The organism is Chryseobacterium gwangjuense (assembly GCF_021311115.1).
In the GTDB taxonomy this organism is placed as follows: domain Bacteria; phylum Bacteroidota; class Bacteroidia; order Flavobacteriales; family Weeksellaceae; genus Chryseobacterium; species Chryseobacterium gwangjuense.
Map to the genome: position 1 here is coordinate 84,378 of NZ_JAJTNP010000008.1, position 25,340 is coordinate 109,717.

Below are 25,340 nucleotides of genomic sequence, written 5' to 3' on the forward strand. Positions count from 1 at the left end.
GTCTCACTTGAGGCGGTTTTTTTATTGACTTTTATCATACTATAGAATATCACCATTTGATGATTTAATAGTATCTTAGATCAAAATAAAACAATGAAAAAAATATTCTTTCGATCCTACAGTGTGATACTTATGGCTTTGGCTTTGTCATGTTCAACCACAACAAATGACGAAATCATCAATGAAGAAACTGGAGAAAATTGGGAACATCTACAACTTCCTGTCAATGAACCTTCCCAACTATCCGGAACATACAATGCTTTAGGATATGGTTATAATGTGTTAGGTTCGTACGCAAATGAAAATTCTGTAGCATCTAAAATAATTGATACAGATAAATTTAAAATCGAACAAGCTCAACGTTTGTCAGAAGAAAATATCCTATCTCAGGAATATAAAGAAGAATATGGAGAAAACGCGGCTGCTTTTTCAAAAATGCTTTCAACAAAAGTATCAGCAACCGAGCAGTTTAGTGTATTTGGACAAACAATTCCTTTTACTACAGCCATTTTAAGCAATAAAAAATATGATCCAAACTATATCTACGGAAGCTACAATTTAATTATAAAACAAAAGAGATATAGAATCAACACAGATAGTGAACTTTTGAGTAATTACCTAACCGCTGATTTTTCTAAGGATATTGAAGAAAAAAGTCCTGAACAAATAGTTAAAACGTATGGTACTCATGTCGCGGTTGATATATATACCGGATCTGCCTTTGATATAATTTTCCAGGCAAAAACAACAAATTCTAATCGCGAAAGCGCTGCAAGAGCAGGTGTAAAAACAGCTGTAAATGGAATGAGTAATGGAACTGATGCTGCAGAAGCTTCAAAAAATTATGCTAAAAAATTATTTTACAAAACGAGAGGCGGAGACAAATCTTTAGCAACGGCTGGAATTTACAATCTTGAAAAAATAACTCCTGTACTTAATTATTCCAATTGGCAAAGCTCTTCTACAAAAGAGAATTCGGTATTGGTAGATTTTGGCAATAATGGACTAATTAGTATATATGATTTAGTAAAAGATCCGGCAAAGAAAGCTGAATTAAAAACTTATATAGATCAATATCTTAAGGAAAATCAAGTAAGTTTAGAATAATTATAGTTTAAAAACATCAATACATCCGCCATTTCATCAAAGGCGGATTTTTTTTACCTATATATTTTCATTGTAAGACTAAAAAAGATATAAAAACCAAAACCCAATCAGACTTTAACAAATATTTTCCTGTAATCAGAACTAAACCTTCACACTTCTACTGAATCTTGTCTATTTTCAGAATTATTTTACTTCAGTCGGATAATTTAGAATAATTAACTTTGTAAAAAACCAAAAATATATGTCAACAGCAGAAAAAAACTCACAGTATTTCATTGACCTTGAAAACCAATACGGAGCTCACAACTACCACCCTCTTCCCGTTGTTCTGGATAAAGGAGAAGGCGTTTTTGTCTGGGATGTAGAAGGCAAGAGATATTATGACTTCCTTTCAGCATACTCTGCTGTTAACCAAGGTCATTCTCACCCGAAAATTGTAAATGCTTTAGTTGAACAGGCGCAGAAATTAGCTTTAACTTCAAGAGCTTTTTATAATTCGAAATTAGGAGAATACGAACAAAAGATCACTACTCTATTTGGTTTCGATAAGGTTTTACCAATGAATTCCGGGGCAGAAGCTGTAGAAACAGCAGTAAAATTGGCGAGAAAATGGAGTTATGAAGTAAAAGGAATTTCAGAAAATGCAGCAAAAATCATTGTGTGTGAAAATAACTTCCACGGAAGAACAACAACAATTGTTTCTTTTTCCAATGACCCTGATGCCAATCAAAATTACGGACCTTTCACACCAGGATTTATTAAAATCCCATATAATGATATTGCCGCTTTAGAAGAGGTCTTAAACAGAGAAGCAGGAAATATTGCAGCGTTCTTGGTTGAACCTATTCAAGGAGAGGCAGGAGTTTATGTTCCGAATGACGGATTCTTGAAAAACGCTTCTGAATTGTGTAAACAACACAATGTTCTTTTCATAGCTGATGAAGTTCAGACTGGGATTGCAAGAACGGGAAGATTAATCGCTTGTCACCACGAAGATGTTCAGCCTGATATTTTGATCTTGGGGAAAGCACTTTCAGGAGGAATGTATCCGGTTTCAGCAGTTCTGGCAAACAACGAAATCATGAATGTAATAAAACCGGGACAACACGGTTCCACTTTCGGTGGAAATCCGATTGCTTGTGCAGTTGCTCTTGCAGCTTTGAATGTTGTTGAAGAAGAAAAATTATCTGAGAGAGCTGAAGAATTAGGACAATTATTCAGAGCTGAAATTGAGAAATTAATTGCAAAAACTGATCTGATTACCAAAGTAAGAGGAAAAGGTTTACTCAACGCAATTTTAATCAACGATACTCCGGACAGTTCTACAGCCTGGAATATCTGTGTACAATTAAAAGAAAATGGGTTATTGGCTAAACCAACCCATGGAAATATCATCAGATTAGCACCTCCTTTGGTAATTACTGAAGAGCAGTTACTAGATTGTGTAAAAATTATTGAGAAAACAATTACAGAATTTCAAAAATAAGTTAGAAAAACAGGATTTTTAAAAAAAATAGCACTCATTTTCAGAGTGTTATTTTTTTATTATAAAATTCATACAAACGATTGATTAACTTTTAGCAACTTTTATTATCTAACACATACTAATTAGTTGTTGAAAATGAAGAACCCGAAAATAAGCGCCCTTCTTATTACGTATAATGAAGAAAGGAATATAGAAGAAGCATTAAAATCTATAGCTTTTGCAGATGAAATTATTGTTTTAGACTCTTACAGCACAGACAAAACAATAGAAATTATTAAAACTCAATTTCCGGAAGTAAAAGTATATCAAAATAAATTTGAAGACTTTACCAAGCAAAGAAATCTATGTCTCTCCTATGCTAGTTTTGAATGGATTTTATTTTTAGATGCAGACGAAAGGGTAACTCCTTCACTCAAAGCTGAAATTTTGCAGGAAATACAGGACCCGGAAGCAAAAGATGCTTATTATTTTAAACGAAAATTCTTCTTCATGGGAGAACCTGTTCATTATTCGGGAACACAAAATGACAAAAACATCCGCCTTTTTAAAAAATCGGTAGGAAACTATGATGAAAACAAAAGAGTACATGAAGGTCTTCAAAATTTGAATAATCCGGGAGTTCTTAAAAATTATCTTTTACATTTCTCTTTCGATTCTTATCAGGCCTACTATCATAAAGTAATCCATTATGCTCAACTAAAGGCAAAAGATTTACGTGAGAAAAATGTGCCTTATCTGTTGATTAAACAAATCTCAAAAAGCATTTTCAACTTTTTTAAAATGTATATTTTAAAACTGGGAATACTAGATGGTAAAAAGGGAATTATCCTCTCCTATCTGAGTGCTTTAAGCTCTTTTAAGACCTATGAATTTTTAAAAGAAGAATACATCTAAGTCTTAATATTTATAAAATTTCCGAATCTGAAAATAAACTGTATTTTTGTATAAAACATAAGTACAGAATGAAGCTATCCGTAGCATTTATCACCTTCAATGAAGATCGGATTATCGAAAAAAACCTCAGCGCAATTCATGATCTTGCTGACGAAATTATTGTAGTAGATAGTTTCTCGACGGACCATACTGTAGAAATCTGTAAAAAATTTTCAAAAGTAAAATTTGTACAAAAGAAGTTTGAAGGATTCGGAAAGCAGAAAAATTATGCAATAAGTCTTTGTAATGCCGATTGGATTCTTTTCTTAGATGCTGATGAAATTCCTGATCAACAGGCACAGCAATCGATAAAAAAAATCGTCGAAGCTGAAGTGGCTCCATTCAACGTATATGAAATAGGGTTCAATAATATTTTCTTAGGAAAAGCTTTGAAATATGGAGGTTGGGGAAATATAAAGAGAGAAAGACTATTCAGGAAAAATGCCGGGAAATATTCTGAAGATATTGTTCATGAAGCATTCATTACTTCAGAAAAGAAAGGAAAAATAGAAGGTAAGATCAACCATTATACGTACAAAGACATATACCACCACATCGAAAAGTCTAACAAATACACTTCGATGATGGCAGAAAAAATGTACGACAACGGGAAAAGATCAAATGCAGCCAAAATCATCTTTAAACCGATGTATCAGTTCATCAAGTCTTATTTCATCCGTTTAGGCTTCTTAGATGGCTTGGTTGGATATTACGCAGCAGCAACAGCAGCTTTCTATACCTTTTTGAAATACAAAAAACTTCACGAAATTTCCAAATTCGGTAAGGCATGTTAACAAACGCTGTAAAAGGACTACTCGGTTTATCAAAAAGAAAAGCCGTTCGTATCTTGATGTATCATCAGGTTTTGCCTAAAAACATAGCTTCTAAAAACGACCTTATCGTAACTACAGAGAATTTAGAGAAGCAATTTATTTATATAAAAAACAACTTCACCACTCTATTTTTCAAAGAACTTGACAAAGAGAACAACATCCCGAATAAAATTATCCTGACCTTTGATGACGGTTATTACAACAACCTTGAATATTTAGTTCCCCTGTTAGAAAAATATCAGTTAAAAGCTACCATCTTCATTCTTACAGAATACATTCAGAACGGAGAAAATTCTTCAGAAAAACATTTCATGAGTTTTGATGAAATTAGAAATTTAAACCCTGAACTCATAGAAATTGCACTTCATAGCCATTCTCATAAAAACTATTCTGAAATGTCTGTGGAGAATGCACGAGAAGATCTCAAAAAAAACATTGAAATTCTAAAGGAAAATGCCATAAAATTCTCTCATGTATTGGCCTATCCTTATGGAAAGTTCCCAAAAGAAAAAAATAAAAAAAGAGCATTTTTTGAAATGCTTGAACAATCAGGAATTACTGCCGCCTTAAGAATTGGCAACGAGATAGAATCTTTTCCTTGGAAAAATAAATTTGAAATCAAACGTATTGATATAAAATACGGAGACAGCATTCAGAAATTCAAATGGAAACTTCGACTTGGAAAACTAAAGCTTTAAATTAATAATTCCTTGTATATATTTTCATACGATTCGACCATTTTAAGATAACTGAATTCTAAAGCTCTTGCTTTTAATCTGGTTTGGAAAACTTCTTTATCTTCATTGAATGTGGAAATTCCGTTCAGATAAACCTCATTCATCTTTTCAGCAGAAAAATCTTCAAAATAAAAAGCTAAATCACCTCCAATTTCAGGAAGACTTGTCAACGCGCTTAGAAAAACAGGTTTCCCAAAATACATTGCCTCAACAGGAGGTATTCCGAAACCTTCTGCTAATGAAGGATGACAATAGGCTTCGCAGTGCTGAAGTAAAAAATACTTTTCTTCATTCTCCACATTTTCTAAAATATGTACGCGCTCAGTCAATCCTAATGTTTTAATTTTTTCAAGAAACTTTTCCTTGTACTCTGACTTTGCGGAACTCGTTATCAATACGAGATGTCTGTCATTTTTTGAAATTAAATCTAACAGGACATTCTGATTTTTTTTAGGAAAAAGAACGCCAATATTCAGGATAAACTTCTCATGAATAAAAGGATAATCTTGGGGAGCTGTAAAATTTACTTTTTCAGGAAACATTAAACCATTGTAAACGACCTCTATTTTTACATTTTCTTTTAATTGAAATAAATGTTTATTCTTTATAAAATCATCCTTCACAAATTCGGAAATACAAACAATGGCATCCGCATTTCCAATATTCTTTTGTACGAGACGTTTGCTTTTTTCTACTTTTCTTGCCGAGCTCTTATCGTGTAAAAAATTAAGATCATGCAAGGTCACAACTTTTTTTTGACTTTTTTTAAGGTTGTGAAAATATTCTGAAAGCTGATGCGTTGTGTGAATAAGGGCATAAGAAGACGTAGATACCGGAATCTTTTTTTGCCAGAATTTCCAGTTTATGGTATTAAATTTGGATTGTGTAGCCGGAATATTAGCTTTTGGCCCATAAAATGTATAATTAAAAGCAGATATTTTTTGATCTAATCCTTTTATCAGTGATATACAAACGTTTGCAATTCCAGATTTTGGATATTTTAATCGTTCAACATCTATCAGAACATTTTTTTTCATTGAGAAACTAGGGGTTTAGTCCAAAAGTATAAATTTAAAATTTAAAATCTTTATTTTTGTGGTATGAAAATTTGTTTGATTAGTTTTGATTTTTGGCATTATGACGAGCATATCGTCAATAAGCTCAAAGAAAAAGGCATAGAGGCATACCATATTAACATTGGAGCTTTCACTCACAAAAATTTTGGAGCAAGAGTAAAAAATACCTTTAGCAAAGTTTTCTTAGGTAAAAATCTTAAGCATGAAAAAAGACAGAATTTCATCATAGAATCGTTGCACAAAATAGGAAAACAAGATCAGATTCTTGTTATTAATCCTGAAGCGATTGAAGAAAGAGTACATACCGAAATTCGTAAACATGCGGAAAGAAATATCGCTTATCTTTACGACAGTATGTCCAGAAACCCTGCTGAACACATTCTCCACTTTTTTGATACTGTTTTTTCTTTTGATGACGAAGATGTCGCAAAGTTTGGGTTCAATAAAATTACCAATTATAATTATTTGGAATACTTTCCGGCTGAAAAGCAACACCCGCATCTTGATCTGTTTTACATCACTTCTTATGACAAAAAACGATTAGAAAAACTCAATCTACTTATTAATAAGATTGATTCGTTGCGTATAAAGTTCAAAACCATTATTGCCGGTAAAAAAAGCTGGAAGAACCAGATTTTTCAAATTATTGATAAAAAAAACATTCATATTTTAAAATTTAGAAGAAAAAACATCCCGCAACAATCATTACCCAAACTGTATAAAGGCTGTAAAGTCATTCTCGATTTACAACGTCATAATCAAATGGGATTAAGCTTCCGTATTTTTGAAGCGATGGCATTGGAAAAAAAATTCATCACTGATAATCAAAATATTAGAAATTACGACTTTTATAACCCGGAAAACATTTTGATATTGAATGAAGATTACAGCAATGTGAAAAAATCTTTTTTTGAATCTGATTATCAGAAACTTCCTCAGGAGATTTATCAAAAGTATACATTGGATAATTGGGTAAATACTGTTTTCAAACTGAATGAATCATGAAAATATCTGTAGCATTATGTACATTTAATGGTGAAAAATACCTTCAGCAACAGATTGATTCAATCCTACATCAAACCGTTAAAGTAGACGAAATCGTCGTGTGTGATGACGGATCCAACGATGCAACACTACAAATTCTAAAAGAATATCACGCCCAGTTCCCTGAAATCTTCAGAATTTATTCTAATGAAAAAAATCTGCGCAGTGTAAAAAACTTCGAGAAAGCAATTTCATTATGTACAGGTGAAATCATTTTTCTAAGTGATCAGGATGATATCTGGGAAGAGGTAAAAGTAGAAATGTATGTTGATCATTTTAAGCAGCATCCTAAAATTGATGTTATTTGTTCAAATGGTTATCTAATAGATGATAGCAACAATACTCTTGAAAAATATACCGTTTGGGATGTTCCACAAATTTTAAATAGTAGCAATTTAGATTATTTTAAAATTTTCTGTACCATAGGAAATTTTGCAACCGGTGCATCGATGGCCATAAAAAAATCTTTTGTTGAAAAAGTTTTGCCTTTTCCATTAATTGACGGATTCCATCATGATGAATGGATTGCCGTAATCGCTTCAGAAGAAAATAGATTCGATTTTATCAACGATAAGCTTTTTAGGTATCGAATCCACAGCGAACAGCAGGTTGGCGGAATATCATATCCAAAAGATGAAAAGTCAAAGGAGAAGATGATTCAAAAATTTGATGTGAACAGGGAGCCAAAAAGCTTCAGGGAATATAAAATTAAGCTCAGAACATTCAATGATAAGGAGAAAAAATTCAGAGAATATCTTCAAAATAATCCTAATACGACCATTGAACGATTGCTGGCTTATATTCAAACTCAACACGCTCTTTTAAAAAGAAAAATCAAGTCTGAAAAACCTCTTTTATCTTTCATCTTCAATTTTCTATACCGATGAAAAAGATCCTCATCATCATGCATAATTATGCAGAAATTCCCATCCTGATCAAAAAGAATCTGGATGATTTAGGCTATGAAAATGTTGATTTCATTTTTTTTGCTGAGGAAAAGTTCAGGTACAAAAATATGGCTCAAAAAGTCAAAAATCTTTACCGTAAAACGATTTTAAAGGATAAAAGCTACAAGGATCAGCTTCGTAAAGAGTTTATTGAAAGAACATTACTAGAAAAGGCAGAGAAGCTTCCTCATTATGATACCATTTTGATGTTGAATACTGATTTCTTTTCAGATGAATTCATTTGCATTATAAAAACAAAAGCCAAAAAGCTGGTCGGAAACCATTGGGACGGTCTTAACAGAACACCGGCAATTTACTCAAAAATTAAATTCTTTGATGCTTTTTATGTTTTTGACAAGAGCGATGTGGATGAAAAAAATAACATCTACTTTCTAACCAATTTCTTTTTTAATTTTAATGAAAATAAGAACGAGGAAACCATAAAGCAGGATGTTTTTTACCTAGGAACTTATGTTGAAGAACGTTTCAACGTTTTAAAGAATATCTCAAAAACCTTTACGTTGAAAAACATATCTCAGAAAATTCTTTTATTTACCTGGAACAAACGAGATGCTGAAGGTGAAATTACATTTACCAATCAGTTTTTATCGTATGAAGAAAATATGAATCATGTAAAAAGCTCCAAAGCGCTTTTAGATTTAAAATTAAAAGAACACAACGGACTATCTTTCAGGTTTTTTGAAGCTTTGAAATATCATAAAAAACTGATTACAGATAATACGGATGTAAAAAACTATGATTTTTATAAAAAAGAAAATATCTTTATCATAGGAGAAGATGACGAAGATGGATTAAAAAACTTTGTTGAAAGTCCTTATCAGGAAATACCTTCTGAAATTAAAAATAAATATAGTTTTGAAAACTGGTTTAAGACCCTAATTTCTTAAAGCATGAGTGAAAAAATTTCTATTATCATTCCTTATTATCACGGTGAAGATTATATTCATGAGACACTGAAAAGTGTTTATGACCAAACGTATCCGGATTTTGAAATCATCATTGTGAATGATGGTTCTGATAGAGCCGTTTTAGATTCTATTGAAAACAATGAGGCATTTAGAAATTTGACAATCATTCACCAGGAAAATCAGGGACAGTCTTCTGCCCGCAATCACGGCGTAAAGCATGCCTCAGGAAAATATATCCTTTTTCTGGATTGTGATGATATCATAGAAAAATCATTTTTAGAGAAAACGCATCAGATTCTTTCTAAAAACCCAGCAATAAGAATTTGCTACACCAAAGGAAAATTCTTTGAAAAAACAGATAAAGAATGGGTTTTACAGCCTTTTAACACTTTTGATTTCTTAATTGAAAACTGCATTCCGATTACTGCACTTATTTACAAAGAGGATTTTGAACAAACGGGTGGTTTTGATACCCAGCTCAGCTATTATGAAGACTGGGATTTTTGGATCTCTTTAATTGAAAAAGGAATAAAACCCTATAAAATTGATGAGTTTTTGTTTTTCTACAGAATTAGAAATACTACAAATTCCCTGACCAATACCAGTATAGACAACAGCTCGAAATTATCTGACAATTTCTTCAAAATCTACCAAAAGCATTATACTTTTTACCAACAAAACGGACTGGATTTTCACAACATTATGAGCTTAATCCGTGAGAATAAAAAGTATAAAGCCAAATATTATAATGAATGGTACAGAAAATTGATGTACCAATTTTTTAAACCTAAAAAATACCAGAAGATTTATAAGAATTAATCTTCAAATCCTAAGTATGTAAGCATTTTTTTGATGTTCTCTTCCTGAGTTTCTATAGAGAATTTTGAAAGCGGCAACAGGCTATTTTCGTGTAAAGTCTGCCATAACTCTTCATTATCGTAAAGTTCCAGAATTTTATCTGCAAAATTCTGAGGGTTTTCATCAGAAATCAATGCAGTTTTTCTGTCTTCCAGGCTCATTCCTTCAGCTCCGATTCCTGTGGTAATTACAGGTAATTTAAATTCTAAAGCTTGACCGATTTTTCCTTTTACTCCGGCTCCGTAACGAAGTGGCGCTACAAAAACTCTGGCATTTTCGAACCAATGATCAACCGATTTCTGGAATCCTAAAATCTGGAATTTCTCTGAATGATATTGCTGTTTCAAATCTTCGGGAAAATCAGGACCTAAAATAAAAATCTTAACCTCCTTATTCTTTTCCCATACCAAAGGCATAATCTCATTATGCAGAAACTTTACAGCATCGATATTCGGTAAGTGATTATATCCTCCAATAAAAAGAAGCCCATCTCTCTTTGAAAAATCAACCGGTTTTGGAGTTGCAGCCTGATGAATATTGCTTACTGTAAATATTTTATCATAGTTTACTCCATTCTTCGAAACTGCATTTTTCTCTTCATCGCTAATAGACACAACAGCATCTACGGTATTCATTCCAAAATATTCTTTCTCTCTGAAAAAATTAATGAGTTTTGTTCTGTCTTTTGTGACCTCGATATATTTATTCTCACGCTCCATTCTTAAATAATGAAGATCTACCATATCATACACCAGTTTCTTTCCGGAAATAAGATGCTTGATATCTTGATACCAATAATCAAAACCTATGGGTCTGAACAGCCAGATAATATCCACAGAATTAATCGCTTCTTTTACCTGATCTACGACTCTTACAATTTTATCTTTTACCGTAACGTAATCCATACACACTTCCACGCCTATTCCTCTAAAGAATTTTACATAAGCGAGATCAGTCACCTCATCGAAATGCCTTACTGCTAAAGTGATTTTGTGATTGTTTTTTTGAAGAATTTTAATAATTTCTAAAAATCTTCTCGATCCGGAATCCTGATCGGGTTTTGGCATATTTTCTTCTAAAAAGAGGAAACCCGGTTTCTTAAAGTGTCTGTTATAATTAATTTCTCTGTTGGGAAGAAACATTTCATCCGTAAAATACTGATCCCATTTTTTACGGAATACTTCCCTGTTTTGTTGAAGCAAAAGCTCTTTTCCCGAATTATCTTTTCCGGTGTAAGAAACATTCTCAAAGTGCAGAATTTCAGAATTAGGCTGATAATAAATGTCCAAATGTTGCTCATATTTTAATCTCTGGCAAAGATCCGTTTCTTCATAATAAGCAGGTAAAAAAGCTTCATCCAAAATATTAAGATTTCCTTTCGCATTCATTCTGTGAAACAATAAACTACAGCCTGAACAATAATCTACTTTTCGTAAGTAATTGTATTTCGGAGTATCAATCGCTTCTCTTCTGCCAATGTTAATAATTTCAGAGTTTTTGAAAATAAGACATCCTGCTTCCTGTAAAGTATTGTCTGCAAAAATCATCTTGGAACCAACGGCACCCACATTCTTTTTGGACGTAAAAACGTCTAAAAGACTTGACAAGTAATTTTCCTGAACCTCAACATCATTATTAAGAAGGTAAACGTATTTGCCTTTTGCAGCCTGAATTCCTTTATTTACATTTCTTAAAAACCCTAAATTCTCTTCATTATCAATCACTCGAATTCCTTCTATTTTTCTTAGGAAGTCAAGCGTTTCATCAGTACTTTTATCATTAATGATGATGATTTCTTTTGAAATATGGCGATCAAACTGATCCAATGTATAAAGGCAGTTTAAAGTATACCTGATTTGGTTGTAAACCGGAATAATAATAGAAACTTCCGGATTTTCATCTTTAATGAAACTAAATGTATAATTTTTGAAAAAATCTAAATCAAAATGATTGATCTTAATTTTTCTTTTGTTTTTGATAAAATTACGATCCTTGATTTTATTTTTAAAAAATCTTTTAATTCCCATTTTTAATTTATTATTTTGCTTTCCCCTATTATTTAGGAAAACGAAATTAAGCATTTATTGTAAATTATGAGAGACAAAAGAGATATTATTAAGGTCGGCTACCTCTTATCCTACGATTATAAATTTATTTTCAATTCGTTGAAACAAGTCTATGATTTTTCGGATAAAATATACATCTGCTACGATAAAGACGGAAAAACGTGGGCAGGAAATGACTTTACAATTCCTCAACATGTCTTTGATGATCTTAAAAATCTCGATCACAGCAATAAAATTACGTTTTACAGCGATACTTTTTATGTAGAAGGAATGTCTACGATTGATCTGGATACGAGACAAAGAAATATGCTGGCTAAGCAAATGGGTGAAGGAGGATGGCATCTGCAAATCGACAGTGATGAATATCCTGTAGATTTTGAGAAACTGACTTCTTTTCTGAAAAAGCACAAGTATCTTCTGAATAAACCAGAAAAAACACCTGTTAATTTTTTCGTCAATTTTGTTACATTGTTTAAACAAACCGAAGACGGCTTTTTCGTAATTTCTCCATATACTGAGGCGTGTTTCCTTATTACCAATGTTCCGGTATACGTGAATGCAAGACTTCCAAAAAATGAGTATTACCTAAGATTAAATTTTAATAACATTCATCAATCATGGGCAAGAAGCACAGAAGAAATTCATCAGAAAGTAAATAACTGGGGACACAACAATGATTTCGACACTCAGGATTTCTTGAATAGATGGGACAATTTAAATGTTGATAATTATACCGACTTTAAAAACTTTCATCCTTTAGCTCCGGATCATTGGAAGGAACTGATATTTGTAAAAGCTAAAAATACCGAAGATTTTATTAAAAACTTTGAAGCGAATCACCCACAAAAGGAAATTAAACTCCCTCTAAAGTTTAAAAAGAGAGTTAAGCTTTATTTAAAATCATTGTTTTAATTAGAGTTGATAAAAACCTCTTCAAATTTTTTCATCACGGTTACAGGATTGAAATGCTGAGAATAGCAATCCCAATTGGTTTCAACATTGGGTGTAAATGTATTGAGTATTGTTAGTAAGTCTTTCTCATTGCTATATAAAATAGCTTTGTCTCCCAAAATTTCAAGATGAGATTTTTCATCAGAACCGGACCATGTGATGATCGGTTTATTTTTAATGGAAAACTCGCCTACTGCAATCCCAAAGCTTTCGCCTTGTACTCTGGCGTGCAAGTAAGCATCGGAAGTATTGATAAATTTGACTTTTCTTTCCACATCCGTAGTCGGAGGTAAAAAAATAATATTTTTATAGGGTCTGAAGATATTTCTTTTAACGAAATCTTCCGTCCCCATAAAAATGAAGTACAAGTTTTTATTTTTTCTGGCTGCTTTTTTTACAGCATTTTTTACAAAATCTATATCAAACGTTTCCGAACCGCCGTATCTGGCAAAGACTATTGCATCTTTGGGAATGTTCAATTCATTTCGCAAATCGCCACTTACTTCAGGGAGCTCAACAATATGAGGAACAAATGGAATTTCCCCATTGCTCATGGTCTTTGCTAACCATTCTGACACATATGCATATACATTCCCATAAGGTTCATTATACTTAAAAACAGCATGAATTACCGTTTTAATAATATCTACAGGAGCATCATTTTCCTTTTCACCCGATTTAATAGCATAATAAATATCCGCTTTTGATTTTTTAATAAAATCATCTCGGTCAGCAATATCTTTATAGCCATACACTTTGAAACGTTTTTCAAAACGTTCAATAGCTTCGGGAACATTATTCGGACTGTCTTGAGGAAAAAGAATCAGAGACTCATTGTTAAGAATTTCTTCATTGTAATGAGCATAATCAAAAAGCGCATTGGATGTGCCTCTGTAACACAACTGATTCTCGTGGAAAATAATTTTCATTAAAGGAAATTAATAATTAGCTTCTGTCATACTCATCCTCAATTCTCACAATATCATCCTCACCAAAATAAGTACCGGTTTGTACTTCAATGAAAACAACAGGTTTGTCAGAAAGATTCATCATTCTATGCTTTGCTCCCAGTGGAATAAAAATGCTTTCACCGTATTTCAGGCTAATCTCTTTATCGTCCAGAACTACCGTAGCATCTCCTTCAATAATCGTCCATTGCTCTTGTCTTTTATGGTGATATTGGTAAGATAATTTTTGTCCGGGATTTACTTCAATTCTTTTTAATTTGTAATTCGGCTCATCTGCTAATACAAAATATTTTCCCCAAGGTCTTTCGCCAATTTCTAACATAGTTTAAGAATTCATTATTTATACAAAAATAGAAATTATGATTGATGGAAGCAACCAATTTATAAAAAGCTTATTCAAACACATAAAATTGAGTAAATTTGCACCAAAATTTTAATTAAAATGGAGAAAGTAAGAGTACGTTTTGCTCCAAGTCCGACAGGACCTTTGCATTTAGGAGGCGTAAGAACGGCATTATATGATTACCTTTTTGCTAAAAACCAAGGTGGTGAATTTGTCTTAAGAATTGAAGATACAGATACCGCAAGATACGTGGAAGGAGCAGAAGAATACATCGAAGAAGCACTTGAATGGTGCGGAATCATTGCTGACGAAAGCCCTAAAAAAGGAGGAAAATACGCTCCATACAGACAATCTGAAAGAAGAGATATTTACGACAGATACACAGAGCAAATCTTAAAAACAGATTATGCTTACATCGCTTTTGATACAGCAGAAGAGCTTGATGCCATTCGTGCAGAATATGAAGCAAAAGGAGATGTTTTCTCTTACGACAACAAAACAAGAAACCGTTTAAAAAACAGTCTTGCACTTTCTGAAGAAGAAGTTCAAAAATTACTGGATGCAAAAACACCGTATGTAGTAAGATTCAAAATGCCTGTTGACAGGATATTAAATCTCGAAGACATCATCCGTGGGAAATCATCTGTAAACACCAATACACTGGACGACAAAGTTTTGGTAAAAAACGACGGAATGCCGACTTATCATTTTGCCAACATCATCGATGATCACGAAATGGAAATTTCTCATGTGATCCGTGGTGAAGAATGGTTACCATCTTTAGGTCTACATACTTTATTATATGAAGCAATGGAATGGGAAGCACCTCAATTTGCGCACCTTTCATTGATTTTAAAACCGGAAGGAAAAGGAAAACTAAGCAAAAGAGACGGTGACAAATTCGGATTCCCGGTTTTCCCATTAAATTTCACAGATCCTGCAACAGGAAATATTTCTAAAGGTTACAGAGAAAGCGGATATCTTCCTGAGGCTTTTATCAATATGGTTGCACTTTTAGGCTGGTCTCCTGCAGATGATAAAGAAATTTTATCTCTTGAGGAAATGGCAAAAGAATTTGATTTAAATAAAGTTCACAAAGCCGGAGCAAGATTCAGTAAAGAAAAAGCGGAATGGTTCAACCATCAGTATATTCAGAAGACATCTGATGAAACATTATTGAATATCCTGAAGAATTCAGATCTGAACATCACTCTTTCTGATGAAAAATTATTAAAAGTGATTCACCTGATGAAAGAAAGAGCGACTTTCCCGAAAGACATCTACGAAAACGGGAAGTTCTTCTTCGAAGCTCCAACTTCTTATGATGAAAAAGCATCTAAAAAAGCCTGGAACGATGAAACTTCTGCAGTTTTAGGAGAATTAGCTTCAAATTTAGAAGGAGCAGAGTTCAATGCTGAAAATTTAAAGCAGGTTGTTCACGATTTCGCTGAAAATAAAGGCTTAGGAATGGGTAAAGTAATGATGCCGTTGCGTTTATCATTAGTAGGAGAACTGAAAGGTCCTGACGTTCCAGACATCATGGAACTTCTTGGAAAAGAGGAAACTACCTCTAGAATAAGCAATGCTATAAATAATTTTAAATAAAATTACCATAATTTTTCATACATTTGAAAGATTTAATTTACTTCAAGAAATGGAATATTTAAGTTTCGAACTTCCTATAAAAGAATTAATGGATCAATACCAAACTTGTTCATTAGTAGGAGAAGAAAGTGGTGTTGATGTAAAATTAGCATGCAGCCAGATAGAGGATAAAATCATAGAAAAGAAAAAAGAAATCTATGGAAATCTTACTCCTTGGCAGAGAGTACAACTATCTCGTCACCCTGATCGCCCTTATACATTAGATTATATCAATGGAATGGTAGACAAAGGGAGTTTTTTAGAACTTCACGGAGACAGAAATTTTGCTGATGATCCTGCAATGATTGGTGGTATCGCTACCCTTGACGGTCAGAAAGTAATGATTATAGGGACTCAAAAAGGTAGAACTACTAAAGAAAGACAATACAGAAGATTCGGAATGCCGAATCCTGAAGGATATAGAAAAGCTTTAAGATTGATGAAGCTTGCTGAAAAATTCCAGATTCCTGTAGTTACTTTGGTAGATACACCGGGAGCTTACCCAGGATTAGAAGCTGAAGAAAGAGGACAAGGTGAAGCTATTGCAAGAAACATCTTCGAAATGGTGCAGCTTAAAACTCCTATTTTCACTTATATCATTGGTGAAGGAGCAAGTGGTGGTGCATTAGGAATTGGTGTTGGGAATAAAGTATATATGCTTGAAAACACTTGGTATACAGTAATCGCACCTGAAAGCTGTTCTTCAATTCTTTGGAGAAACTGGGATCACAAAGAAGATGCTGCAAACGCATTGAATCTTACTCCAAAAGATGCTTTAAGAGAGAAATTCATTGATGGTATTATTGAAGAACCTCTTGGAGGAGCACATTACGATACAGAAACGACTTTCTTAAACTTGAAAAATTCGATTTTACAGAATATCAAAGCGTTCTCAAAATTCACAGGACAGGAACTTGAAACCCAAAGGCAAGACAAGTTCATTGCAATGGGACAATTCAAAGGTTAAAATACAAAAAAGGTTAAGAAAATTTTTCTTAACCTTTTTTTATTATATTGTTCTTTCTTATTCTTTTACTCTCCTACATTTAAAGCAATCTCAATATCTTTCTCTATTTTCTTAGAGGTAGTATATGGTGAATCACACACTTTTGTAGATAACTGATAATCTCCTTTATCTACCATAACATAGTTTTCACTTCTTGCAGGAATGATTAAACTATAGTTTTTCTTGCCGCTTATTTTCATCTCCATATTACATTTCGATTTATTTTTAACATTCACATACGCCTCTTTATCACTAACATCATTATTAAAAAGATGCGTCAATAAGGCCGCTGTTTTCTTTCCGTGTTCGTCTGGTCCCGATTTTTTACTCGTCCCACCTACACTTGCATAATTCACAGTTCTTGTAGGAGCAGTAGATTTAAGACTTGTATTGGAAGCTAAAGGTTTACTGAAATTATCTGCTTTAGGGGTAACTTTATCTTTTCCTACAGAAGCCATCATAGGCTTAGATTCGGAAGGAGAAGGAGTAGCCATAATAATATCCATCAATTTTCTTTTGAAATAGTCGGTCTTAGCGTGATTAGGATTCTGTTTTAGAAAACCTGCAACTACCCTCGCTTCACTACTATTTTCGGCATCGGCCTCTGTATAGATAATTGCCGTTTCTTTTTCCACAACCGCTTTAGCCTTTTTCTTTTTTTGAGAAAAACCTAAAGAAAAAACACTTAAAAGTATAAGAAGAAATATCTTTTTCATTAACTGAGTATTTAAAAAATTATTAAATAATTATAATAACGTGAAAAGTCATTTTTTAGTTTATCATTAAAATCATTATCTTTGCACTGCTCAAAAATAAACTAAAAATTAATACTAATCTAAAATAAAAAAATAATAGATATTATGTCTTATACACCAGCTGCTGCAGACGTAGCAAAATTGAGAAACCAAACAGGTGCAGGTATGATGGACTGCAAAAAAGCTTTAGTAGAAGCTGAAGGAGATTTCGAAAAAGCGGTAGATATCCTTAGAAAAAAAGGACAGAAAGTTGCTGCTAACAGAGCTGACAGAGAGTCTACTGAAGGAGCAGTAATCGCAAGAGTAAACGAAGATAACACGTTAGGTGCTATTATCTCTTTGAACTGTGAAACTGACTTCGTTGGTAAAAACGAAGCTTTCATCGAGCTAGCTTACGAATTAGCTGAAATGGCAATCTTTGCTGCTACTAAGGAAGAATTATTAGCTACAGATTTCCACGGAATGACTGTTGCTGATAAATTAATCGAGCAAACAGGGGTTATCGGTGAAAAAATTGAAATCGGTACATTCGAAAGAATCGAAGGTCCTTTCTTAGGAGCTTACATCCACGCTGGAAACAAAATTGCTGCTATCACTTCTCTTTCTGCAAAAGTAGACGGAGCTGATGAAGTTGCTAAATCGGTTTCTATGCAGGCTGCTGCGATGAACCCAATCGCTCTTGACGAAACTAGAGTTTCTCAGGAAACTATCGACAAAGAATTAGAGATCGAAAGACACAAACTTACTGAAGAAGGTAAGCCTGCAAACATTATCGACAATATCTTGAAAGGTAAAATGCAGAGATTCTACAAAGACAATACTTTGGTACACCAAGATTTCATCAAAGACAGCTCTATTTCAGTTGCTGACTATGTAAAATCTGTAAACGCAGATCTAAAAGTAACAGGATTTGTAAGAGTAAGTTTATAATTTACCCTTTAAATTTTAAATATAATCCCGGTGAAGTTTTTCATCGGGATTTTTTATTTCACAATTATTAGATTTTATAGTTTATTAAAAAATCATTAAATATTCAATAATATCAACCATCAAACAAATCAAGCTTTAAAATTTATGTAAAAAATTGATTTTTAATACTTACATTTGCATCCTTTATTGAAAAAAATGAAAAAAATTCTATTAACCATTTGTACATTTCTTTGTTTATTATTCAATGCACAGCTTGATACAGATCATTGGTTTGCTCCAATGGCTTCAAAAGCAGGAACTATTGGTTTAAATGGTTATCTGTATTTATCAACTAACGAAACCACTCCTTTTTCAGTACAAATTTTCAATGACAACACCCTTTTCACCACTGTACAGGTAAGCAAAGGAAGCCCTGCACAAGTATCTATTCCAAATGATTTCCTGATTGCTACTAATCAATCTTCACTATTTACACCCAATTCTATGGGAATGTATGTAAAGGGGTCAAAAAAATTCTTTGCCAACTATCGATTTTCTTTACAAAGCCATGCTGAAATCATCACTTCAAAAGGATTAGCAGGTTTAGGAACAAAATTCTACGCCGGAGTAGTTCCTAATACAGCTACAGCAAGTTATGTAAACGCTACTATTGGAGTGACTGCTACTGAGGATAATACTTCCGTGGTAATTTCCGGATACAATCCGAATGTCGTTTTTTCTGACGGCAGCTCATCTCCTACCAAAACATTTACACTCAATAAAGGACAGTCTTATGTTTTAGATGCTTTAAGCACAGACTCACAATATAATTTAGATGGTTTAGTCGGTGCCAAAATAGAAGCAACCAAACCTATTTCTGTGACCAACGGAAATTTCAACGGAATATATACTAATTTGAATTTCTCCAACAATGATATTCTTATGGACCAGGCTGTTCCTGTTGACAGATTAGGAAAAGATTTTGTCGTAGTAAAAGGAAATGGAAACGTTGCTTATCAAATGGAAACTGCTCTTATCATTGCTACTGAAGATAACACTCAGTTTTCTTTAAATGGCGCAAGTTCAGGGATTACTCTAAATGCAGGACAATATTTCATGGTTCCAAGCAGCAATTATATCAATCAGGGTAACGGAAACTACAATATGGGGATTTCTACCAATAAAAACGTTTATGTTTATCAATTGTTAGCAGGAATTACAGGAAGTCCTTCAGTAAACGAATATGCTACCGGTGGAATGAATTTTATTCCGCCATTAAGCTGCTTCATGCCTAATAAAGTTGATGAAATAGGCTTTATCAACCAAATCGGTTCTCAGACCTTCAATACAAAACTTAGCATTATCACCCAAACAGGAGCAACAGTAACTTTAAACAGCGGACCTATTGCAGCGGTCAACGGACCTTATCCAGTAACAGGAAATCCGAATTGGGTAACCTATTCCATTCCAAATGTTACAGGAAATATTACGGTAAACTCTACAAAATCTGTAACGGCAGGAATTGCCGCAGGAAGCGGTGCAGTAGGATATGGCGGATATTTCGCAGGATTCTCATCTGTTCCTGTTATTTCAAAAACAGGAGATTGTTATTTAGGAATTTTATTACAGGTTGACAACAGCTACGACAGCTACCAATGGTATCTGAATGGAAATATTATTCCCGGAGCAACTTCTTATTCTATCAATCCGGAATTATATGGTGCAGGAAATTACACTTGCTTAGTGACAAAAAACAATTGTGAATCTAAGCTTACAACTCCATACAATTATACGCTTTGTCCTCCAATTACTACTACGACATATACTATCGGATCTTGCAATACAAAGGTTATTACTCCCGCTTTTACCAATTCTACTCAAACCATTGTTCCGGCGAATACGGCAATTATCTTAGTCCCAACTTCAGGAACCGCAACAGTAAATCCTACAACAGGACAAATCACTTACACTCCTAATGCTGGATTAACAACTGACACCACAGATTCTTTCATCTATTATATACAAGGAAACGGCAACCCTGCAGATTTTGAATATTTTAAGATCATTATAAACATTGATGTATTGCAAGTAAATAACGCTTCATTATCTTCTTGTGCAGACACAAACGGAAACGGAGCTTTTAATCTTACTACAACCAGCGTATCCCCTGATTCCGGAATCACCATTACTTATTTTACCAATTCTAATTTAACCGGTCCAATTACAACTCCTGCAACGTATACAGGTCCTGCAGGAACGGTATACGCTAACGTAATTTCGCAATACGGGTGTTCAAAAGTCGCACAAATTACTTTAACAACAACCCCTTCTCCGAATATTAATACGGCTAATTTCAATGCAACTTTATGTGACGACAATTTTGACGGAATTATCAATGTAAATTTTGCTAATGTCACCACTCAAATCGTTAACAACTCAACAAGTTTTAATGTAAGATATTATTTAGTTCAGGCAGACGCAAACGCAGGAAACGCCAACTCATTACCTACAAACTGGACATACACTGCCAACACTACAGTTTATGTAAGAGTAGATGCACTTACCGGAACCTGTACAACAGTTTTCGGCCAAATTAATTTTAAAATTGGTAATAAAATTACTTTACTAAACAACAACATCAGTGTTGATGTTTGTGATGACAATCTTGACGGTTCTCAGACAGCCAATCTGAATGATTATAAAAATCAATTTACAGCAGATCCAGCTGTAACCTTAACCTTCCACGCAAGCTTAACTGATGCACAAACTGGCATCAATGCTATCCCGACTTCACAAGTCATTACTTCTACCAATACCTTTTATATTAGATTTCAAAGTCCTACAGAATGTCCGAATACAGCAATCTTAAACGTAAGATTAAAATCTCCAAAAAAATCGGGTACACTTACCGACCAGACTATTTGTTCAAATGAAAAGGCAACGCTTGATGCTGGTACAGGTTTCACATCTTATCTTTGGAGTACAGGTGCAACCACTCAGACGATTACGGTGGGACCAGGTAGTTATTATGTAGATTTAGGATTTAATGGTTGTGTTTATCGTCAGACCGTACAAGTAACTACAGCACAAGCTCCTACAATTACAAGAATTGAAACTTCAGGACCTACAGCAACTATTTTTGCTTCGGGAGGCACACCTCCTTATCAGTATTCTTTAAACGGAATTGATTACCAAGCCTCTAACACTTTCACAGGTTTATCGAGAGGTCCACATAAAGCCTATGTATTGGGAATGGACGGATGTCAACCTACAATAAAAGATTTTTTAATTATAAATCTTATTAACGCGATTACACCAAACGGAGATGGTCATAATGATGTATTAAACTATTCAGATTTAAAAATTAAACAAAATGTTTCCATAGAAGTAGTAGACAGATACGGAGCTCCTGTTTATAAATCTTCTGATAACAATTATATCTGGGACGGAAAATCAGGAGGAAGAACACTTTCTACAGGAACTTACTGGTATATTTTAAAATGGACTGAACCTGATACTAAATTACCTGTTTCGTATTCCGGATGGATATTGATTAAAAACAGAGAATAATTTTTCTACTATATTGAACATAAAACGGTCTCAAATGAAGCCGTTTTATTTTTTAGAATACAAAATCAGAGAAAGAAAGCCTTCTATAGGTATTAAAAACAAACATCTTGAATATCAGTTTTTTTTCATTTTCCACATATATTTCAATAAAACTTCAAAATTTATTTTTTAACTTTTATTATTTATAAACAATATTCAAAATATTGTATTAATTTTGTAGAAATCCTAATTCTAACAAAAATGAAAAGATTTCTACTATCTTTCGTATTATTGTTTTTTACATTTAATACCATCTTTGCACAAAAAGATACGGAACACTGGATAGCTCCGTTCTATTATTCTCAACAATATACACAGGCAGTATATTTATCCACAGATTCCGTAACTCCTTTTGATGTTAAAATATACACAGGAGGTAGCTTTGGAACTTTGCTAGGTACTGTTACCATTAGTAAAAGTAGTCCAAAAACTTACTCGATTCCTCGTACTAATATTGCAACAAATAGTACCCTGGAAGCTTTTACTCCTATTGATAAAGGGTTATATATAAATGGTACCAAACCATTTTTCTGTAGCTTGAGAATGGTAAGTAGCACGACTCATGCTGAAATTGTCACAAGTAAAGGAAAAGCAGGTATAGGAAAAGAGTTTTATGTAGCTTCAACTCCTTCTACAGCTACTTCTAATAACTTTACGGCAGCTGTTATGGCAACAGAAAACAATACAACTGTAACCGCAACTTGGACAGGTTTTGTATCATTTTTTGGAGGTTCTCCAGCAGGAAACACACAGACTTTCACTTTAAATAAAGGACAGTCTTTTATCTTTGCAGGGAATGCAGGAGCAGATGCACCTTTTACAGGAGCGAAAATTGTTTCTGACAAGCCTATTACATTGACTAACGGAAACGTTAACGGTAACTTCGGTAACAATACAGGTTCCGGATCTGATGCAATTCTAGATCAATCTGTTCCGACTGAAAGACTTGGAAGTACATTTGCAATGGTAAGAACGAGATCTACTACATCTGATCTCGAAGGAGCTATAGTTGTTGCCGTTGAAAACGACACCAAAATATTCATCAACGGATCGACCACTCCAATCGCTACACTAAACCAAGGCCAATGGTATAGAATTGCAGGAGACAACTATGTTCTACAGGGAACAAACGGTCATTACAATATGTTTGTATCTACTTCAAAAAAAGTATATCTATATCAATTAGTGTCTGTTCTTGACAGCAGTGCAACGTGCGGATTTAATTACATCCCCCCACTAAACTGTTTTTTACCAAGAAAGATTGATGAAATTGCTTTAGTGAACGAAATGCCTCTTGGAACAAATGATGCCAGTACTGTACCTGCAAATCAGCTTATAAAATTGAACATCTTAACAGAAGCAGGTGCTACTGTTACTTATACCGTAACGCCTGCAGGAGGAGCACCAGGAGCTCCGATCACTCCAACAGCCATACAAGGGCCTTATCCTCTTACAGGAAATACAGCTTGGGTTACCTATGGTATTGAAGGGGTAACAGGTACTATTAAGATTGAATCCAATAAAGCAGTAACTGCAGGAATCAACGGAGGATATAGCACATCAGGCTATGGAGGTTATTTTGCCGGATTCTCTTCGATTCCAGTTATTTCAAAACAAACAGGAGAATGTGCTCCGGGAATCATTCTGGAAGTAGATCCGGGTTATGATTCTTACCAATGGTACTTAAACGGTAATATTATTCCGGGAGCAACTTCAAATACTTACGCTCCATTAGTAGGAGGTAACTATACTGTAAGAGTAACAATGGGAGGTTGCCAACCTGTAACAACAATTGCTTACAAAGTTTTCTCATGTTTAAAAGAGACAACGAAATCAGATGAGACTTGTGGTACCAAAATCATACAGCCAACATTCACTTCTTCAACACAGACTCCGGTTGCAAGTACTGTAAAAATTATCACAGCACCAACTCATGGTACAGCGGTCGTAAATGCAAACGGAACTATCACTTACACTCCAAATGCTGGTTTTGCTGGCTCAGATGTAATTGTTTATAAATTCTGTGGAAATGATCCTGAATTTGTAGATTGTGAACAAGTAACTCACACCATAAAAATTGTACCTCTTGTTCCAAAAGAACCTACAATGACTTCTTGTCAATATGATACAGATCCTACAGCATTGTTTGATCTTACCACTGCAAATGTTATTGATTACACATCTCCTTATACGAAAAAGTACTACCCTACTTTGAATGATTTAAATACAAATAATAATGAAATCACCGATCCTAAAAAATATGCTTCAGCAGGTGGTTATGTTTATGTAAAAATAACAGCTGAAGGAGGATGTCTTGCAACTACAAAAATTAAATTAGTTCCAATTCCTATTAAGAGATCTCCACTTTTGGTTGATAAATTTATTTGTATTGATGACAGAACATCTCTGAATGCAGGAGCAGGATATGACAGCTACCAATGGAGCACAGGAGCAACAACACCTTCTATCCAGGGTATACCTGTAGGAGAATACACTGTGGTTCTTGAAAACAAAGGATGTTTCTTAATGCAAACTGTACATGTTAAAAAGGCTCAAGACCCTGTAATTACTAAAATAGAAATTACCAACAATACAGCTACTGTAATTGTAAGCGGAGGTACTGCTCCTTTCAAATATGCAGTAGATGGAATTACGACATGGCAAGATTCAAATGTATTTACAAACTTGTCTAGAGGACAGCATACTTTCTATGTAAAAGATGCTTATAACTGTACGCCAATTTCTGTAGAAGTAACTGTTCCGAACCTAATCAATGCGATTACTCCGAATGGGGATAACGTAAATGATGTTATCGATTACAGTGAATTAGCCTATAAAGAAAATCTTAGCTTCGTTATCTATGACAGATATGGTAACAAGATTTTCACAGGAGATAAGTTCAACAACTACCGTTGGGATGGAAAAGGATCAGGTAAAAAAATTGTAACGGGTACTTACTGGTATCATATCAATTGGAATGAACCGAATGCTGCTAAAACACCAATACAATATAACGGCTGGATACTTGTAAAAAACAGAGAATAATTAAAAAAACTTATATCTTATTAAACCACGTTTTTAAAAAAACGTGGTTTTTTTATTGTTTTAATATTGAATATTGTTATTTTTTATCAATATG

20 protein-coding genes are annotated in these 25,340 nt (G+C 33.7%); 15 read left to right on the plus strand and 5 right to left on the minus strand.

All coding sequences use genetic code 11. The features are described 5' to 3' along the window. Positions 1–93 precede the first annotated feature (93 nt). The 5 genes from LV842_RS15670 (at position 94) to LV842_RS15690 (ending at position 5,057) form a co-directional block, all read left to right on the plus strand. On the plus strand, positions 94–1,107 hold the full coding sequence (locus LV842_RS15670; protein WP_233112370.1) for an MAC/perforin domain-containing protein: 1,014 nt from the start codon (positions 94–96) through the stop codon (positions 1,105–1,107). A gap of 241 nt (positions 1,108–1,348) precedes the next feature. Further along, on the plus strand, positions 1,349–2,593 hold the full coding sequence (gene rocD, locus LV842_RS15675; RefSeq protein ID WP_233112371.1) for an ornithine--oxo-acid transaminase: 1,245 nt from the start codon (positions 1,349–1,351) through the stop codon (positions 2,591–2,593). Positions 2,594–2,728: 135 nt separating this feature from the next. After that, complete coding sequence (locus LV842_RS15680) at positions 2,729–3,487, plus strand: glycosyltransferase family 2 protein (protein WP_233112372.1); 759 nt, start codon at positions 2,729–2,731, stop codon at positions 3,485–3,487. Between the two features lie 68 nt (positions 3,488–3,555). Next, complete coding sequence (locus LV842_RS15685; protein ID WP_233112373.1) at positions 3,556–4,320, plus strand: glycosyltransferase family 2 protein; 765 nt, start codon at positions 3,556–3,558, stop codon at positions 4,318–4,320. Continuing rightward, a complete protein-coding gene (locus LV842_RS15690; RefSeq protein WP_233112374.1) occupies positions 4,314–5,057 on the plus strand; it encodes a polysaccharide deacetylase family protein in 744 nt (247 codons plus the stop codon). The genes LV842_RS15685 and LV842_RS15690 overlap by 7 nt, the downstream gene beginning before the upstream one ends. Here the strand turns inward: LV842_RS15690 and LV842_RS15695 are convergent. Then, positions 5,054–6,133, minus strand: coding sequence for a glycosyltransferase family 4 protein (locus LV842_RS15695; protein ID WP_233112375.1), 1,080 nt, complete (start codon positions 6,131–6,133; stop codon positions 5,054–5,056). The genes LV842_RS15690 and LV842_RS15695 overlap by 4 nt on opposite strands. 63 nt (positions 6,134–6,196) lie before the next feature. Between LV842_RS15695 and LV842_RS15700 the strand changes: the two genes are divergently transcribed. From LV842_RS15700 to LV842_RS15715, 4 genes are read left to right on the plus strand one after another with little or no spacing between them, the layout of a single operon-like run. Continuing rightward, entirely contained in the window at positions 6,197–7,177 is a 981-nt protein-coding gene (locus LV842_RS15700; RefSeq protein ID WP_233112376.1) for a glycosyltransferase family protein, read from the plus strand. Continuing rightward, on the plus strand, positions 7,174–8,103 hold the full coding sequence (locus tag LV842_RS15705) for a glycosyltransferase family 2 protein (RefSeq protein ID WP_233112377.1): 930 nt from the start codon (positions 7,174–7,176) through the stop codon (positions 8,101–8,103). The genes LV842_RS15700 and LV842_RS15705 overlap by 4 nt, the downstream gene beginning before the upstream one ends. Then, complete coding sequence (locus LV842_RS15710; RefSeq protein ID WP_233112378.1) at positions 8,100–9,071, plus strand: hypothetical protein; 972 nt, start codon at positions 8,100–8,102, stop codon at positions 9,069–9,071. The genes LV842_RS15705 and LV842_RS15710 overlap by 4 nt, the downstream gene beginning before the upstream one ends. 3 nt (positions 9,072–9,074) lie before the next feature. Then, positions 9,075–9,911: a glycosyltransferase family 2 protein gene (locus LV842_RS15715; protein WP_233112379.1), complete on the plus strand. Its 837-nt coding sequence runs from the start codon at positions 9,075–9,077 to the stop codon at positions 9,909–9,911. On the opposite strand, the gene LV842_RS15720 is transcribed toward LV842_RS15715, so the two are convergent. After that, positions 9,908–11,977: a glycosyltransferase gene (locus LV842_RS15720; protein WP_233112380.1), complete on the minus strand. Its 2,070-nt coding sequence runs from the start codon at positions 11,975–11,977 to the stop codon at positions 9,908–9,910. The two genes, LV842_RS15715 and LV842_RS15720, sit on opposite strands and share 4 nt — an antisense overlap. A gap of 66 nt (positions 11,978–12,043) precedes the next feature. On the opposite strand from LV842_RS15720, the gene LV842_RS15725 reads away from it, so the two are divergent. After that, positions 12,044–12,928: a hypothetical protein gene (locus LV842_RS15725; RefSeq protein WP_233112381.1), complete on the plus strand. Its 885-nt coding sequence runs from the start codon at positions 12,044–12,046 to the stop codon at positions 12,926–12,928. Here LV842_RS15725 and LV842_RS15730 read toward each other — a convergent pair. Both LV842_RS15730 and LV842_RS15735 read right to left on the minus strand, forming a co-directional pair. After that, a complete protein-coding gene (locus LV842_RS15730; RefSeq protein WP_233112382.1) occupies positions 12,925–13,896 on the minus strand; it encodes a hypothetical protein in 972 nt (323 codons plus the stop codon). The two genes, LV842_RS15725 and LV842_RS15730, sit on opposite strands and share 4 nt — an antisense overlap. Positions 13,897–13,912: 16 nt before the next feature. Next, positions 13,913–14,257, minus strand: coding sequence for a phosphomannose isomerase type II C-terminal cupin domain (locus LV842_RS15735; protein ID WP_233112383.1), 345 nt, complete (start codon positions 14,255–14,257; stop codon positions 13,913–13,915). Between the two features lie 120 nt (positions 14,258–14,377). Between LV842_RS15735 and gltX the strand changes: the two genes are divergently transcribed. Both gltX and LV842_RS15745 read left to right on the plus strand, forming a co-directional pair. Further along, the gene (gltX, locus tag LV842_RS15740; protein ID WP_233112384.1) at positions 14,378–15,883 is read left to right on the plus strand and encodes a glutamate--tRNA ligase; all 1,506 of its coding nucleotides are present in this window, start codon (positions 14,378–14,380) and stop codon (positions 15,881–15,883) included. A 49-nt stretch (positions 15,884–15,932) separates the two neighbouring features. Beyond that, positions 15,933–16,889: an acetyl-CoA carboxylase carboxyltransferase subunit alpha gene (locus tag LV842_RS15745; protein ID WP_233112385.1), complete on the plus strand. Its 957-nt coding sequence runs from the start codon at positions 15,933–15,935 to the stop codon at positions 16,887–16,889. A 65-nt stretch (positions 16,890–16,954) separates the two neighbouring features. Here LV842_RS15745 and LV842_RS15750 read toward each other — a convergent pair whose 3' ends face one another. Continuing rightward, the gene (locus tag LV842_RS15750; RefSeq protein ID WP_233112386.1) at positions 16,955–17,644 is read right to left on the minus strand and encodes a DUF6759 domain-containing protein; all 690 of its coding nucleotides are present in this window, start codon (positions 17,642–17,644) and stop codon (positions 16,955–16,957) included. Positions 17,645–17,788: 144 nt separating this feature from the next. Between LV842_RS15750 and tsf the strand changes: the two genes are divergently transcribed. The 3 genes from tsf (at position 17,789) to LV842_RS15765 (ending at position 25,246) form a co-directional block, all read left to right on the plus strand. Then, positions 17,789–18,613 carry a translation elongation factor Ts gene (tsf, locus tag LV842_RS15755; protein ID WP_233112387.1) on the plus strand — a complete coding sequence of 275 codons (825 nt, stop codon included), beginning with the start codon at positions 17,789–17,791 and terminating at the stop codon, positions 18,611–18,613. Between the two features lie 195 nt (positions 18,614–18,808). Next, positions 18,809–22,162 carry a T9SS type B sorting domain-containing protein gene (locus LV842_RS15760; RefSeq protein ID WP_233112388.1) on the plus strand — a complete coding sequence of 1,118 codons (3,354 nt, stop codon included), beginning with the start codon at positions 18,809–18,811 and terminating at the stop codon, positions 22,160–22,162. Between the two features lie 240 nt (positions 22,163–22,402). Continuing rightward, on the plus strand, positions 22,403–25,246 hold the full coding sequence (locus LV842_RS15765; protein ID WP_233112389.1) for a T9SS type B sorting domain-containing protein: 2,844 nt from the start codon (positions 22,403–22,405) through the stop codon (positions 25,244–25,246). The last annotated feature ends 94 nt before the right edge of the window (positions 25,247–25,340 follow it).